Source organism: Pseudomonas sp. Sample_10, assembly GCF_004321495.1.
In the GTDB taxonomy this organism is placed as follows: Bacteria; Pseudomonadota; Gammaproteobacteria; order Pseudomonadales; family Pseudomonadaceae; genus Aquipseudomonas.
Genome location: NZ_RCOE01000177.1, coordinates 60,063 through 75,489 on the forward strand (window position 1 = coordinate 60,063; position 15,427 = coordinate 75,489).

The window sequence follows — 15,427 nt, forward strand, 5'->3', positions numbered from 1 at the left end:
CGCCCCACTAGGGGGCGTTTTGAGTGATTATCCACAGAGCAAGTTACGCCTCGGCTTTTTTGCTAGCCGCTTCGATCTTACGCGTGATGTACCACTGTTGGGCAATCGACAATACGTTGTTCACTACCCAGTACAGCACGAGACCGGCCGGGAACCACAGGAAGAAGAAGGTGAAGATGATTGGCATCATTTTCATCACCTTCGCCTGCATCGGATCCGGAGGCGTCGGGTTCAGCTGCTGCTGGATGAACATGGTTGCACCCATGATGATCGGCAGAATGAAGAACGGATCCTTGATCGACAGGTCAGTGATCCACAGCATGAACGGCGCCTGGCGCATCTCCACGCTTTCCAGCAGAACCCAGTACAGCGAAAGGAAGACCGGCATCTGCACGAGGATCGGCAAGCAGCCGCCCAGTGGATTGATCTTCTCTTTCTTGTACAGCTCCATCATGGCTTGCGACATTTTCTGCCGGTCATCGCCATGTTGCTCTTTCAGCGCAGCCAGTTTCGGTGCCACTGCACGCATGCGCGCCATGGATTTGTAACTGGCAGCCGACAGCGGGAAGAAAATCCCTTTGATCAGCATGGTCAGGAAGATGATTGACCAGCCCCAGTTACCCACAATGGCGTGGATATGTTGCAGCAACCAGAAGATCGGTTGAGCGATAAACCAGAGAATGCCGTAGTCGACAGTCAGCTCCAGGCCTGGGGACAACTCTTTCAGCACAGCCTGGCTTTTCGGGCCGGCATACAGCGTGGCGCTGGTTTCAGCCTTGGCACCCGGAGCAACGGTCAGTGAAGGACCGGTGTAACCGATGATGTAATTGCCTTTGCTGTCTTTACGGGTCTGGACGATGTTGTTTTCGCCCTTCGCCGGAATCCATGCGGTCACGAAGTAATGTTGCAACCATGCAACCCAACCACCGTTGACGGTTTCTTTCAGCTGAGCCTTGTCCATGTCGCTCATCGACACTTTCTTGTACGGCTCGTTACTTGTCCACAGGGCGGCGCCCAGATAAGTCGCGGTGCCCGTGGCGGTGCTGGAAGAAGGATCGGAACTGGCATCACGCTTCAATTGCGCGAACATTGCACCGGACCAGGGTTGAGCGCTCTGGTTATCGATCAAGTAGGAAACGGTCACGTCGTACAGGCCACGTTTCAAGGTGAAACGCTTGATGTAATTGACGCCGTCCTTGCTGAACTTCAGGTCCACGACCAATTGGTCCTGACCGTCAGCCAGTTGATAAATCTTCTTCTCGGAAGAGTAAACCGGACGACCGGCAGGACTTGCGTCCGGACCATTACTGCCGATCAGGCCACTTTGCGCCAGATAAGTGCGCTCGTTGCCGTTATCGAACAGCTGGAAAGGAATTTCCGGATGGTCCTGGCGACGTGGATACAGCGGCAATTTCAGCTGCGCGACATCACCACCTTGTGGATCGATGGCCAGATCGAGCACATCCGTTTTGATCTGGATGAGGTCGGTGCTTGCGGCTACCGGAGTTTCGGCAGGTGCGCTGGTATCGTTTGCGGCGTGTGGAATGTCATCACTGACTGACGCTTTTTTGCCAGTTGCCGTATCCGGGAGGCCCGGTGCGGTCGTGCTGGAAGCAACATTCTGAGTCGGCAGGGCAGCCTGGCCATAGTCCTGGTTCCATTTAAGAACCATAACGTAGGACACGATTGCCAGGGCGACGATCAGGATCGTGCGTTTGATATCCATGATTACTCGGCCATCGAAGAAGAACGGGAGGTAGGGATAGGTGGAACCGGGTCATAACCACCGGGATTCCACGGATGACAGCGACCTAAACGACGAAAGGTCAGCCAGCCACCGCGCAGAAGGCCATGATTTTCTATGGCTTCATACGCGTAGCAGGAACAACTGGGGTAGAAACGACAGTGACTGGCCATCAGGGGACTAATGGCATAGCGATAAAACTGGATCGGAACGAGTGCCAGTTTACGCATCGGGACTGTCTACCCCTACAGTTTCGGTTTTGACTGCTGGTACCGGCGTGCTGCGTGCCAGACGCTTCCAGAGTTTGCCGAAATGCTGAATCAATTCGGGGTTTTCTACGTCACCCAAACCTTTGCGCGCGACGATAACGATGTCCCAGCCGACCAGTGAATCCTGGTTGAGGCGAAACGATTCGCGCATCAGACGTTTGAGGCGATTGCGCTCGACGGAGAGCTTTACGCTCTTTTTCCCGATAACCAACCCGAGACGGGGGTGATCAAGATCGTTGTTGCGCGCAAGGAGCAGGAGATTTTTCCCCGGAACCTTGCCGGTAGGGGAGTCAAAGACTGCCTTGAAATGCCGGGGTGTAAGCAGACGCTTTTCCCGACTGAAGTCCTGACTCACCTCCAGTGCCGGCTTATCAAACTGCCAGACGCGCACGACCTTTGGCGCGGCGACGCGACAGTACGGCACGACCGTTCTTGGTAGCCATGCGAGCACGGAAACCGTGGGTACGAGCGCGTTTGATAGTGCTTGGTTGGAAAGTACGTTTCATTGTCGTGTTACCTGGTTCGTCCACAACGGGCCGGAATGGCCCCCGTTTTAAGAGACCGGGGATTCTAGAGAAAGCAAGCCTTCAGGTCAATTTCCAACCAGCGTTTCCTTATAAATAGATCTCCAGGGGTTTGGCGGGTACGAATCCAACGCTAAACATAAAAATAAAGAAGGAGAGTATTTAAAGCTTTTCTGTAAAGCTTATAAAAGCTTAGGACGCGGTTATCTGTGGATAACTGAATGAGGACCTTGTTTTCCGTGATGTACAGAGGATGACAACTACAGTGGAAAACCGTGTTCAGCCTGTGCTGCACTGTCGGATAACCTGTGTGTGAAAGGCTACTTTATCCACAGGCGGGTTACCCACAGAGTTTCACCCCCAGTTGTGCAATGAGCTCAGGCCAGGTTATCCACAGAGCTTATGCACAGACCATTGGTCGTCTTTTTTGCGTATAAATGGCTGATTCTTCTTGTTCGAGGGAGCACCTACGTGTGGATAAGTCGACGTCTGGTCGCGTACAATGGCCGCTTGTTTTTGCCTCACCGGCTTTCAACTTAGGGGATATCCGTGTCAGTGGAACTTTGGCAGCAGTGCGTGGAGCTTCTGCGCGATGAGCTGCCTGCCCAACAATTCAACACTTGGATCCGTCCACTACAGGTCGAAGCCGAAGGCGACGAGTTGCGTGTCTATGCACCCAATCGCTTTGTCCTGGACTGGGTCAACGAAAAGTACCTTGGCCGCGTCCTGGAATTACTGGATGAGCACGGCAACGGTATGGCGCCAGCGCTTTCCTTATTAATAGGCAGCAAGCGCAGTTCGGCGCCGCGTGCAGCACCGAATGCACCGCTGGCGGCGGCCGCGTCCCAGGCTCAGGCTGCATCTGCCCCGGCCAGTACGCAGCCCCCGGCTCCAGCGCCGACCAAGCGTGCGACGCAAAAAGTCGCCGAAGTCACTGAGGAAGAGCCTTCCCGTGACAGCTTCGATCCGATGGCAGGCGCCAGTTCGCAACAGGCTCCGGTTCGTTCCGAACAGCGCACCGTGCAGGTGGAAGGCGCGCTCAAGCACACCAGCTATCTGAACCGCACTTTTACCTTCGAGAATTTCGTTGAGGGCAAGTCCAACCAACTGGCCCGGGCTGCGGCCTGGCAAGTGGCGGACAACCCTAAACACGGTTACAACCCGTTGTTCCTGTATGGCGGCGTAGGTCTGGGTAAAACCCACTTGATGCATGCCGTGGGTAACCACCTATTAAAGAAGAACCCGAATGCCAAGGTTGTGTACCTGCATTCCGAGCGCTTCGTCGCGGACATGGTCAAGGCTCTGCAGCTCAATGCCATCAACGAGTTCAAGCGGTTCTACCGTTCGGTGGACGCTTTGCTGATCGATGACATTCAGTTCTTTGCGCGCAAAGAGCGCTCCCAGGAAGAGTTTTTCCACACCTTCAACGCCCTGCTTGAAGGCGGCCAGCAGGTCATTCTCACCAGTGACCGCTACCCGAAAGAAATCGAAGGCCTTGAAGAACGCCTGAAATCCCGCTTCGGCTGGGGCCTGACGGTTGCCGTCGAGCCGCCGGAACTCGAAACCCGAGTGGCGATCCTGATGAAGAAGGCCGACCAGGCCAAAGTCGAATTGCCTCATGACGCGGCGTTCTTCATCGCCCAGCGTATTCGCTCCAACGTCCGCGAGCTGGAAGGCGCGCTCAAACGCGTGATCGCCCACTCGCACTTCATGGGCCGCGACATCACCATCGAGCTGATTCGCGAATCCCTGAAAGACTTGTTGGCGCTGCAAGACAAACTGGTCTCTGTGGATAACATTCAGCGCACCGTCGCCGAGTACTACAAGATCAAGATTTCCGATCTGCTGTCCAAACGCCGTTCGCGTTCGGTCGCCCGGCCGCGCCAGGTTGCCATGGCGTTGTCCAAGGAACTGACTAACCACAGCCTGCCGGAAATCGGCGATGTGTTTGGCGGTCGTGACCACACGACGGTTTTGCACGCGTGTCGCAAGATCAACGAACTTAAGGAATCCGACGCGGACATCCGCGAGGACTACAAGAACCTGCTGCGTACACTGACCACTTGATGAACACCAGCGCAGCTATTAAGGCAAGGGACTAGACCATGCATTTCACCATTCAACGCGAAGCCCTGTTGAAACCCCTGCAACTGGTCGCAGGCGTCGTCGAGCGCCGACAGACCTTGCCGGTGCTCTCCAACGTGCTGCTGGTTGTCGAAGGCCAGCAATTGTCGCTGACCGGTACCGACCTGGAAGTCGAGCTGGTCGGTCGTGTGCAACTCGAAGAGCCTGCTGAAACCGGCTCCATCACTGTGCCTGCGCGCAAACTGATGGATATCTGCAAAAGCCTGCCAAACGACGCGCTGATCGACATCAAGGTCGACGAACAGAAGCTCGTGGTGAAGGCCGGGCGCAGCCGCTTTACGCTGTCGACCCTGCCGGCCAACGATTTCCCGACTGTCGAGGAAGGCCCTGGCTCGCTGACCTGCAGCCTGGAGCAAAGCAAACTGCGCCGCCTGATTGAGCGCACCAGTTTCGCCATGGCTCAACAGGACGTGCGTTATTACCTTAATGGCATGCTGCTGGAGGTTTCGGCCGGCATCATTCGCGCCGTGGCTACCGATGGTCACCGTCTGGCGATGTGCTCGATGCAGGCCGATATCGGTCAACCGGACCGTCACCAGGTTATCGTGCCGCGCAAAGGTATCCTTGAGCTCGCACGTTTGCTGACCGAGCCGGACGGTATCGTCAGCATCGTCCTGGGCCAGCACCACATTCGCGCCACCACCGGCGAGTTCACATTCACCTCGAAACTGGTCGACGGTAAATTCCCGGATTACGAACGTGTATTGCCCAAGGGCGGCGACAAGGTGGTGCTCGGTGACCGTCAGGCACTGCGTGAAGCTTTCAGCCGCACGGCGATTCTGTCCAACGAAAAGTACCGCGGTATCCGTCTGCAACTGGCCAACGGTCAGCTGAAAATCCAGGCGAACAACCCGGAGCAGGAAGAAGCGGAAGAAGAGGTTGGCGTCGAGTACAACGGTGGCTCCCTGGAAATCGGCTTCAACGTTAGCTATCTGCTCGACGTACTGGGCGTGATGACCACCGAGCAGGTTCGTTTGATCCTGTCTGACTCCAACAGCAGTGCGCTGGTACAAGAGTCTGACAACGACGATTCGGCTTACGTCGTCATGCCGATGCGTCTGTAATCATGTTCAGCAGAAGCTAGATGTCCTTAAGTCGCGTCTCGGTCACCGCGGTGCGCAATTTGCACCCGGTGACCTTCTCCCCCTCCCCCCGAATCAATATTCTTTACGGCGCCAACGGCAGCGGCAAAACCAGTGTGCTGGAAGCCATTCACCTGCTGGGGCTTGCGCGTTCGTTTCGCAGTACCCGGCTGTTGCCGGTCATTCAGTATGAGCAATTGGCGTGCACTGTCTTCGGACAGGTCGAACTTGCCGAGGGTGGGCAGAGCGCCTTGGGCATCTCGCGGGATCGTCAGGGTGAATTCCAGATCCGCATTGATGGGCAGAACGCGCGCAGTGCCGCGCAGTTGGCCGAAATCCTGCCTTTGCAGTTGATCAACCCGGACAGTTTTCGCTTGCTTGAAGGGGCACCGAAGATTCGTCGGCAGTTTCTCGATTGGGGTGTGTTCCACGTGGAACCCCGATTCATGTCGACATGGCAACGCTTGCAGAAGGCGCTGCGCCAGAGAAACTCCTGGCTGCGGCATGGTACACTTGACGCCGTTTCGCAAGCGGTTTGGGACAGGGAACTGTGTCAGGCCAGTGCTGAAATCGATGAATACCGCCGCGCCTACATCAAAGCCTTGAAACCGGTCTTTGAACAGACCTTGAGCGAACTGGTTGAGCTTGAGGGCTTAACGCTCAGCTATTACCGAGGTTGGGATAAGGACCGTGAGCTGAGCACTGTGCTCGCCGGATCCCTGCAACGGGACCAGCAAATCGGTCATACCCAGGCCGGACCACAACGTGCTGATTTGCGTCTCAGATTGGGCGCACATAATGCCGCAGATATCTTGTCTCGTGGACAGCAGAAGTTGGTGGTCTGTGCCTTGCGGATTGCTCAAGGGCACTTGGTGAGCCAGGCACGACGCGGTCAGTGTATTTATCTGGTGGATGACTTGCCGTCCGAACTGGACGAGCAGCATCGCCGTGCGCTTTGCCGCTTGTTGGAAGACTTACGCTGCCAGGTGTTCATCACCTGTGTAGATCACGAATTATTGAGGGAAGGCTGGCAGACGGAAACGCCAGTCGCTCTGTTCCACGTGGAACAGGGCCGTATCACCCAGACCCACGACCATCGGGAGTGAAGGCATTGAGCGAAGAAAATACGTACGACTCAACGAGCATTAAAGTGCTGAAAGGCCTGGATGCCGTACGCAAACGTCCCGGTATGTACATTGGCGACACCGACGATGGTAGCGGCCTGCACCACATGGTGTTCGAGGTGGTCGACAACTCGATCGACGAAGCGCTCGCCGGCCACTGCGACGACATCAGCATCATTATCCACCCGGATGAATCCATCACCGTTCGCGACAACGGCCGTGGTATTCCGGTAGACGTGCACAAAGAAGAAGGCGTTTCCGCAGCCGAGGTCATCATGACCGTGCTGCACGCCGGCGGTAAGTTTGACGACAACTCCTACAAAGTATCCGGCGGCTTGCACGGTGTAGGTGTGTCCGTGGTAAACGCACTGTCTGAACAGCTGGTTCTGACCGTGCGCCGCAGTGGCAAGATCTGGGAACAGACTTACGTTCACGGCGTTCCGCAAGAACCGATGAAGATCGTCGGCGACAGCGAAACCACCGGCACCCAGATTCATTTCAAGGCTTCCAGCGAAACCTTCAAGAACATCCACTTCAGCTGGGACATCCTGGCCAAGCGGATCCGTGAGCTGTCCTTCCTCAACTCCGGTGTCGGTATCGTCCTCAAGGATGAGCGCAGCGGCAAGGAAGAGCTGTTCAAGTATGAAGGTGGACTGCGCGCGTTCGTTGAATACCTGAACACCAACAAGACCCCGGTCAACCAAGTGTTCCACTTCAACATCCAGCGTGAAGACGGCATCGGCGTGGAAATCGCCCTGCAGTGGAACGACAGCTTCAACGAGAACCTGTTGTGCTTCACCAACAACATTCCGCAGCGTGATGGCGGTACTCACCTGGTGGGTTTCCGTTCCGCACTGACGCGTAACCTGAACACCTACATTGAAGCAGAAGGCCTGGCGAAGAAGCACAAAGTCGCCACAACCGGTGATGACGCCCGGGAAGGTCTGACTGCGATCATTTCGGTGAAGGTGCCGGATCCGAAATTCAGTTCCCAGACCAAAGACAAGCTGGTGTCTTCCGAAGTGAAGACTGCGGTCGAACAGGAAATGGGCAAGTACTTCTCGGACTTCCTCCTGGAAAACCCGAACGAAGCCAAACTGGTTGTCGGCAAGATGATCGACGCCGCCCGTGCCCGTGAAGCGGCGCGCAAGGCTCGTGAGATGACCCGTCGCAAAGGTGCGCTGGACATCGCCGGCCTGCCGGGCAAACTGGCGGACTGCCAGGAAAAAGACCCTGCCCTTTCCGAACTGTACCTCGTGGAAGGTGACTCTGCTGGCGGCTCGGCCAAGCAGGGACGTAACCGCAAGACCCAGGCCATTCTGCCCCTCAAGGGCAAGATCCTGAACGTCGAGAAAGCCCGTTTCGACAAGATGATCTCTTCCCAGGAAGTAGGCACCTTGATCACCGCGCTCGGCTGCGGCATCGGTCGCGAAGAGTACAACATCGACAAGCTGCGTTATCACAACATCATCATCATGACCGATGCTGACGTCGACGGTTCGCACATCCGTACCCTGCTGTTGACGTTCTTCTTCCGTCAGCTGCCGGAGCTGATCGAGCGTGGCTACATCTACATCGCCCAGCCACCGCTGTACAAGGTCAAGAAAGGCAAGCAAGAGCAATACATCAAAGACGACGACGCCATGGAAGAGTACATGACGCAGTCGGCCCTGGAAGATGCGAGCCTGCACCTGAACGAAGAGGCCCCGGGTATCTCCGGTGAAGCCCTTGAGCGTCTGGTGAATGACTTCCGTCTGGTAATGAAGACCCTCAAGCGTTTGTCGCGCCTGTATCCGCAGGAGCTGACCGAGCACTTCATCTACCTGCCTGCGGTGAGTCTGGAGCAACTGTCCGATCACGCAGCGATGCAGGATTGGCTGGCTCAGTACGAAGTGCGTCTGCGCACCGTCGAGAAGTCGGGCCTGGTGTACAAGGCCAGCCTGCGTGAGGACCGTGAACGTAACGTCTGGCTGCCAGAGGTCGAACTGATCTCTCACGGCCTGTCGAATTACGTCACCTTCAACCGCGACTTCTTCGGAAGCAACGACTACAAAACCGTTGTCTCCCTCGGTGCTCAGCTGAGCACGCTGCTGGACGACGGCGCGTACATCCAGCGTGGCGAACGCAAGAAGCAGGTCACCGAGTTCAAGGAAGCCCTTGAATGGCTGATGGCCGAAAGTACCAAGCGCCACACCATCCAGCGATACAAGGGGCTGGGGGAGATGAACCCGGATCAGCTGTGGGAAACCACCATGGATCCAGGCTCGCGCCGCATGCTGAAAGTGACCATCGAAGACGCCATTGGCGCGGACCAGATCTTCAACACCCTGATGGGTGATGCGGTCGAACCCCGTCGTGACTTCATCGAAAGCAACGCCCTGGCGGTTTCCAACCTGGACTTCTGATCCCGGTCGGCGCCAACAAAAAGGCCAACGCATTGCGTTGGCCTTTTTTATTATTCGCGACTCACTCACTCGCCGGCGAAACACTCTCCAGTCGATAGCCATACCCGTAAATCGTCAGCAACTGCCAGCCACGATCAGCCGTCAGGCCAAGTTTGTTGCGCAGGCGATAGATGTGCGTATCCAGAGGGCGCGATGAGGACATTTCTTCATGGGGCCAAAAGCGTTCGTAAAGGTAGTCCCGCGACAGCGGTCGCCCCAGGTTGCTGAACAGGCAGTGCGCCAGACGGTATTCGCGCTCGGTCATGACGATCGATTTGCCATCACGCGTGACGGTCAGTTCTGCATCATCGAACACCAGATCATTGAAGCTCAAGCCGTCTGTGGCTGCTCGTTGCTGGCTGTGTCGACGCAGAACCGCGCCTACCCGGGCTTTCAGTTCATTGGGACGAAACGGTTTGCTGAGGTAATCGTCGGCACCGGCATTCAGGGCCTGGACGATATCGTTCTCTGCGTCACGACTGGTAAGCATGATGGCGGCCGGTGGTGTTTCCATGTGTTCACGAGTCCAGCGCAGCACCATCAAGCCGGTGATATCGGGTAATTGCCAGTCGAGGATCAGCAGGTCAAAGGTTTCTCGGCGTAGTTGTCGCACCAGGTCTTCACCGCGTTCGAAGCTGTGGAGTGACCAGGGTTGCTCGCCGCCGTCCGCCACCTGCTCCAGGGTTTGTTCGACCCGGCGCAGTTCGGCCGGCTCATCGTCCAATATCGCGACACGCATAGGCGGTGGTTCCTTGTCAGGGGCAGTTGAAGTTCGGGGTCCGCCGTGTGTCGACGTCCGCTATGATTCTTGGGTCTACGTTGTCAGATCGGAGATCTATGAAACCATTCACCCCGCCCTGCCCTTTTTCCCATGAATAGCCCTCGTCTTCTGGAAAGCCGTGAGCCAAGCCAGGTTGAGCGATTATTTCGGCAATTGGTGCGCGAGTGGTTGTGGGTCAGTCTAGTGCTCCTGCCGCTGACTGCACTGTTGTCCTATCGCCTGCAGATTAATCTGAACGATTCATCACCGGCCCTAAGCGCGCTTCTGTCAGTGTGCCTGGTGGCCTGTGTTCTCGCTCTGTTGCTGTGGCGCCCGCGCCTGGCGCTCTGGCTGACGTTGATTGGCATGCTCAGTACGCTGCTGACCAGCGCCGGTCTCGCGGAGTTGAGCAAATGGTGGTCCCCGACCCCCGCGCTGCTGAGCATGCTACTGGCTTATTTGATCTGGAACTGGCGGCGGCTCAGTGTGGTGTTGAGGTATTTTGGTTGGGAGCTGGCGCGACTGGACAGCGAACCCAAAGTATTTCCGGAACGCCGCCGCACACAGTTTCCGAGCGGGGATCGCTTGCAGAAGCAAGTGATGGCGCTTGAACAAGCCATGAGCCGGACCCGCGATACCCACCGTTTCATCGCTGATGGACTGGAATATTTGCCTGTAGCCACGTTGATCAGTGACCCTAACGGGCAAATATTGCTCGGTAACCGCAAAGCCCGCGATCTATTTGGCGGCAGTTTGGTGGGGGAAGGAGTCATTGAACAGTTGGTACAGCTCGGTTACCCCGGGGTGAACCATGGCCCCGCCTCGCAATTATCCACACTGCCGATGTTGGAGTTCCGTGACGTCAGAGAACGCAGCTTGCGCCTGGAACGCGCTGCTTTGTTACCGACAGACGTCGAAACGCCCGTCGGTTGGCTCTGGAGCTTGACTGACCTGAGTATTGAGCGCGAAGCGCAAGAGCAACGGACTGTCATGTTGCGTTTTCTGTCCCACGATTTGCGCGCGCCTCACTCGGCCATTCTTGCGCTGCTGGATGTGCATCGTCATCAGGTAGGCGGCGACACGCAACTGTTCGATCAGATTGAGCTTCAGGTGCGTCGAGCCCTGGATCTGACGGACGGATTCGTTCAATTGGCCAGGGCTGAGTCCGATGCCTATCACTTCCAGCCCAGCTTATTTGCCATGCTGGTGCTGGATGTGTTCGATCAGGCATTGCCCCTTGCGCAACAGAAACAGATCCAGCTGGTGCACCAGGTCGAGGATGCCGCTCAGGAAAGTCTGCTCATGGCGGATCAGGCTTTGTTGACTCGGGCGCTGTTCAATCTCTTGGAGAATGCGATCAAATACAGTGCAGCGGGAACGCGAGTCAGTTTGCAGGTCAGGCACAGCGGCGACTGGTTGACCTGTGAACTCGTCGATCAGGGCAAAGGTATTGCCGCCAGGGAGTTGCCCGAACTATTCAGTCAATATCGGCGTTTCTCTTCTGCCCAGGGTACCGACGGCGTGGGGTTGGGGTTGTCGATGGTAAAGGCGGTGGTGGATCGACATGGGGGGCGAATCGAATGCTCCAGCGTGGTTGGCGAAGGCACCTGTTTCCGGCTTGATTTCCCCTTGTTGGAAGAGTGAATACCATGGGATTTCGCGGGTATAAAAAAACCGGCTATATCAGCCGGTTTTTTTGCGTCCGCAAAATACTTATGCACGGTTTGATGATTTTTATCATTTTATAAAATATGTAATGAAATCAGAAAGTTACTTAATATTCGGTAGGCGTTTGAGAAAAACGGTGCACAGCTTATCCACAGAATTTCAGACAGCGACCGAGTCCGTGGAAACCGGTGCATTTGGCGCCGGCGGAAGTGAGCCCATTTCCCTTTGCATTTGCTCGTTCCAGGCCTGCACCCGATCGTTCAAATCAGCAATGGCGCGTGGCCCGCTGCCTTCGGCATACATTGGTTCGCCGATGATCACGGTAATCACGCCGGGCTTCTTCGCCCAACCGGCTTTCGGCCAGAACTTGCCGGCATTGTGCGCAACCGGCAGCACCGGCAGGTCGGCGTTGACCGCCAACGCAGTCCCGCCCCGGGAGAACTTGCCGATGGTGCCGTAGGGAACGCGTGTGCCTTCAGGGAAGATCAGTACCCAGACGTTGTCCTTGAGCAGTTCGTCGCCCTTCTTGGCCACGTGCTTGAGGGCGGCTTTCGGGTTGTCGCGGTCGATGGCAATCGGACGCAACATGGCCATGGCCCAACCGAAAAATGGCACATAGAGCAGCTCACGCTTGAGTACCTGGCTCAGTGGCGAGAAATAAGCGGAGAGAAAAAACGTCTCCCAAGTGCTCTGGTGATTCGATTGAATTACGCAGGGACGATCCGGCACGTTGTGTGCGCCCTTCACTTCGTAACGAATGCCCAGGAATACCTTGCTCAACCACAAGGCGCAGCGGCACCAATAAACGTTGATGAAGCGATAACGCGCCTTGAACGGCAAAAAGGGCGCGATAAAAAAACTCAGGCTGCACCACAGCAGAGAGCTGGTGCCCAGCAGCAGGTAAAAGAGAAAGGTTCTGATGGCCTGCAATATCGACATGGTGACGTTTACCGTTGCGGGCAATACCCGCCTGTATAAATCGCACTCCTGACCAATCCTTTATCAGGAAATATCAGAAGCACTCTAATTGTGGATAAGTTCTGCGGCAATCGCCGCCAGATCGTCAAAAATCAATGTGCCTACCGGAAGGGTCAAGCCCTGCGTCTTTGCGCCTTTCCCGGTCTTTACCAAAACTGGCTGTGAATCGACGGCTTTGGCGGCTTCCAGGTCACCGAGACTATCGCCGACGAACCAGAGATTGGTCAGCGATACGTTGTAATGTGCGGCGATGCTTTTGAGCATCCCGGGTTTTGGCTTGCGGCAATCGCAGCCTTCGTCCGGCCCGTGCGGGCAGTAGACGATCAGGCCGACTTCACCGCCCTGTTCCGCCACCAGCGAGCGCAAGCGCTCGTGCATGGCATCCAGGGTGGCGATGTCGTAATAGCCGCGAGCGATGCCGGACTGGTTGGTAGCAACCGCTACCGTCCAGCCGGCCTTGCTCAACTGCGCAATGGCTTCGATCGAACCGGGAAGTGGAATCCACTCCTGCACCGACTTGATGTAAGCGTCGGAGTCGTAATTGATCACTCCGTCGCGATCGAGAATCAGCAGTTTCAACAGCAGCCCCTCAGCCCAGCAGCGAAATATCGGCAACGCCGAGGAACAAGCCGCGCAGGCGCGCCAGCAATGCGTAACGGTTGGCGCGCACGTTGGCGTCGTCAGCGTTGACCATCACGGCTTCGAAGAACGCATCCACCGGCTCACGCAACGCCGCCAGACGTGCCAGCGATTCGCTGTACTGACGGGCCGCAGCCATCGGCTGGACAGCCTGGTCTGCCTGCTGGATCGCCGAGTACAGGGAGAACTCGTTGGCGTTGTCGAAGTACTTGGCTTCCACCACGGTAGGAACGGAGCCTTCGACCTTGCTCAGCAAGTTCGACACACGCTTGTTCACCGCCGCCAGGGCCGCGGCTTCCGGCAATTGACGGAAGGCCTGCACGGCTTGCACACGCTGATCGAAGTCCAGGGCAGAACCCGGCTTCAGGGCGCGTACCGACAGATAGGTTGCGACATCGACGCCTTCGTCTTCGTAACGTGCACGCAAGCGATCGAAGATGAACTCCAGCACCGAATCGTTCAGACCGGCAGCCTTGACCTTGGCACCGAACGCGGTCACGGCGAAAGCCACGGCGTCGTTCAGGTCCAGATCGAGTTTTTTCTCGATCAGGATACGCAGCACGCCCAGCGCAGCACGGCGCAGTGCGTACGGGTCTTTGCTGCCTGTTGGCAGCATGCCGATACCGAAAATGCCCACCAGCGTGTCGAGCTTGTCGGCAATCGCCACGGCCGCACCGGTCAGTGTGGACGGCAATTCAGCGCCGGCACCGCGCGGCATGTATTGCTCGTTCAGCGCCAGTGCGACGTCTTGCGGCTCGCCGTCGTTGAGGGCGTAGTAGTAACCGGCGACACCTTGCATCTCCGGGAACTCGCCGACCATTTCGGTAGCAAGGTCACACTTCGACAGCAGGCCTGCACGGGCAGCCCAGGAGGCGTTGCCGCCAATGCGAGCTGCGATGTAAGCGGCGAGTTTGGAAACACGTTCGGCCTTGTCGTAGACGCTGCCGAGCTTTTCCTGGAACACCACGTTCTGCAGGCGCAGGTTGAAGTCTTCGAGTTTCTGCTTCTTGTCTTGCTTGAAGAAGAACTCGGCGTCGGTCAGGCGTGGGCGAACCACTTTCTCGTTACCGGCGATGATCTGCTGCGGATCCTTGCTTTCGATGTTGGCCACGGTAATGAAACGAGGCAGCAACTTGCCGTCGGCATCCAGCAGGCAGAAGTACTTCTGGTTGTCCTGCATGGTGGTAATCAGCGCTTCTTGCGGCACATCGAGGAAGCGCTCTTCGAACGAGCACACCAGCGGCACCGGCCATTCGACCAGCGCGGTCACTTCATCGAGCAGGGCCGGCGGAACGATTGCCGTGCCTTCCTGGCGGGTGGCCAGCTCTTCGGTGCGCTTGCTGATGATCTCGCGACGCTCGTTGGCGTCGGCCAGCACGTAGGCGGCACGCAGGTCGGCCAGGTAGCTGGACGGCGAACCGATGCGCACGCTTTGCGGGTGATGGAAGCGGTGACCGCGAGAGTCGCGACCGGCCTTCTGGGCGAGGATGGTGCAATCGATGACCTGGTCACCGAGCAGCATCACCAGCCATTGGGTCGGACGAACGAATTCTTCCTTGCGCGCGCCCCAACGCATGCGTTTCGGGATCGGCAGGTCGTTCAGGGAATCTTCGACGATGGTCGGCAGCAGGCTCGCGGTCGGCTTGCCGGCGATGCTTTGGCTGTAACGCAGTTTCGGGCCGCTCTGATCGATTTCGCTCAGGTCGACGCCACACTTCTTGGCAAAACCCAGTGCTGCCTGGGTCGGGTTGCCTTCGGCATCGAATGCGGCCTGACGTGGCGGGCCATCGAGGTTGATGCTGCGATCCGGCTGCTGGGTGGCCAGCGAGGTGATCAGCACCGCCAGGCGACGTGGCGCGGCGTAAACGGTTTTGGTCTCGTAGTTCAGGCCGGCAGCTTGCAAGCCCTTGTCGATACCGGCGAGGAACGCCTCGGCCAAGGTGTTCAGGGCCTTGGGTGGCAGTTCTTCGGTGCCCAGTTCAACCAGAAAATCCAGAGCACTCATTGTGCAGCCTCCAGCTTGGCCAGTACTTCGTCACGCAGGTCCGGG

General features: G+C 57.1%; 13 protein-coding genes. 5 read left to right on the forward strand and 8 right to left on the reverse strand.

The genetic code is table 11. The features are described from left to right. Window positions 1–43: 43 nt before the first annotated feature. The 4 genes from yidC to rpmH are packed head-to-tail and all read right to left on the reverse strand — an operon-like array spanning window position 44 to window position 2,519. Window positions 44–1,726, reverse strand: a complete 1,683-nt coding sequence (gene yidC / locus D8U18_RS17580; RefSeq protein WP_131108093.1) for a membrane protein insertase YidC — start codon at window positions 1,724–1,726, stop codon at window positions 44–46. A 2-nt stretch (window positions 1,727–1,728) separates the two neighbouring features. Then, window positions 1,729–1,974 carry a membrane protein insertion efficiency factor YidD gene (gene yidD / locus D8U18_RS17585; protein WP_010465488.1) on the reverse strand — a complete coding sequence of 82 codons (246 nt, stop codon included), beginning with the start codon at window positions 1,972–1,974 and terminating at the stop codon, window positions 1,729–1,731. Further along, a complete protein-coding gene (gene rnpA / locus D8U18_RS17590) occupies window positions 1,967–2,368 on the reverse strand; it encodes a ribonuclease P protein component (protein ID WP_028620331.1) in 402 nt (133 codons plus the stop codon). The genes yidD and rnpA overlap by 8 nt, the downstream gene beginning before the upstream one ends. A gap of 16 nt (window positions 2,369–2,384) precedes the next feature. After that, window positions 2,385–2,519, reverse strand: coding sequence for a 50S ribosomal protein L34 (gene rpmH / locus D8U18_RS17595; RefSeq protein WP_003213577.1), 135 nt, complete (start codon window positions 2,517–2,519; stop codon window positions 2,385–2,387). 567 nt (window positions 2,520–3,086) lie between these two features. Between rpmH and dnaA the strand changes: the two genes are divergently transcribed. From dnaA to gyrB, 4 genes are read left to right on the forward strand one after another with little or no spacing between them, the layout of a single operon-like run. After that, window positions 3,087–4,604, forward strand: coding sequence for a chromosomal replication initiator protein DnaA (dnaA, locus tag D8U18_RS17600; protein ID WP_056854259.1), 1,518 nt, complete (start codon window positions 3,087–3,089; stop codon window positions 4,602–4,604). Between the two features lie 38 nt (window positions 4,605–4,642). Further along, window positions 4,643–5,746 (forward strand): DNA polymerase III subunit beta, encoded by a 1,104-nt coding sequence (gene dnaN, locus D8U18_RS17605; RefSeq protein WP_056854258.1) that lies wholly within the window; start codon window positions 4,643–4,645, stop codon window positions 5,744–5,746. A gap of 20 nt (window positions 5,747–5,766) precedes the next feature. Then, window positions 5,767–6,870: a DNA replication/repair protein RecF gene (recF, locus tag D8U18_RS17610; protein WP_056854257.1), complete on the forward strand. Its 1,104-nt coding sequence runs from the start codon at window positions 5,767–5,769 to the stop codon at window positions 6,868–6,870. Between the two features lie 5 nt (window positions 6,871–6,875). Continuing rightward, complete coding sequence (gene gyrB / locus D8U18_RS17615; protein WP_056854376.1) at window positions 6,876–9,293, forward strand: DNA topoisomerase (ATP-hydrolyzing) subunit B; 2,418 nt, start codon at window positions 6,876–6,878, stop codon at window positions 9,291–9,293. 61 nt (window positions 9,294–9,354) lie between these two features. Here the strand turns inward: gyrB and D8U18_RS17620 are convergent, their stop codons facing one another. After that, on the reverse strand, window positions 9,355–10,071 hold the full coding sequence (locus tag D8U18_RS17620; RefSeq protein ID WP_131108094.1) for a response regulator transcription factor: 717 nt from the start codon (window positions 10,069–10,071) through the stop codon (window positions 9,355–9,357). Window positions 10,072–10,203: 132 nt separating this feature from the next. Here D8U18_RS17620 and D8U18_RS17625 point away from each other — a divergent pair, with 132 nt between their 5' ends. Beyond that, entirely contained in the window at window positions 10,204–11,736 is a 1,533-nt protein-coding gene (locus D8U18_RS17625) for a HAMP domain-containing sensor histidine kinase (protein ID WP_131108095.1), read from the forward strand. 183 nt (window positions 11,737–11,919) lie between these two features. Here D8U18_RS17625 and D8U18_RS17630 read toward each other — a convergent pair whose 3' ends face one another. The 3 genes from D8U18_RS17630 to glyS all read right to left on the reverse strand — a co-directional run bounded on the left by D8U18_RS17630 (window position 11,920) and on the right by glyS (window position 15,382). Continuing rightward, window positions 11,920–12,699: a lysophospholipid acyltransferase family protein gene (locus D8U18_RS17630; protein WP_130932083.1), complete on the reverse strand. Its 780-nt coding sequence runs from the start codon at window positions 12,697–12,699 to the stop codon at window positions 11,920–11,922. A gap of 84 nt (window positions 12,700–12,783) precedes the next feature. After that, window positions 12,784–13,323, reverse strand: coding sequence for a D-glycero-beta-D-manno-heptose 1,7-bisphosphate 7-phosphatase (gene gmhB / locus D8U18_RS17635; RefSeq protein ID WP_177336575.1), 540 nt, complete (start codon window positions 13,321–13,323; stop codon window positions 12,784–12,786). 4 nt (window positions 13,324–13,327) lie between these two features. Beyond that, window positions 13,328–15,382 carry a glycine--tRNA ligase subunit beta gene (gene glyS / locus D8U18_RS17640; RefSeq protein ID WP_056854252.1) on the reverse strand — a complete coding sequence of 685 codons (2,055 nt, stop codon included), beginning with the start codon at window positions 15,380–15,382 and terminating at the stop codon, window positions 13,328–13,330. Window positions 15,383–15,427 lie beyond the last annotated feature (45 nt).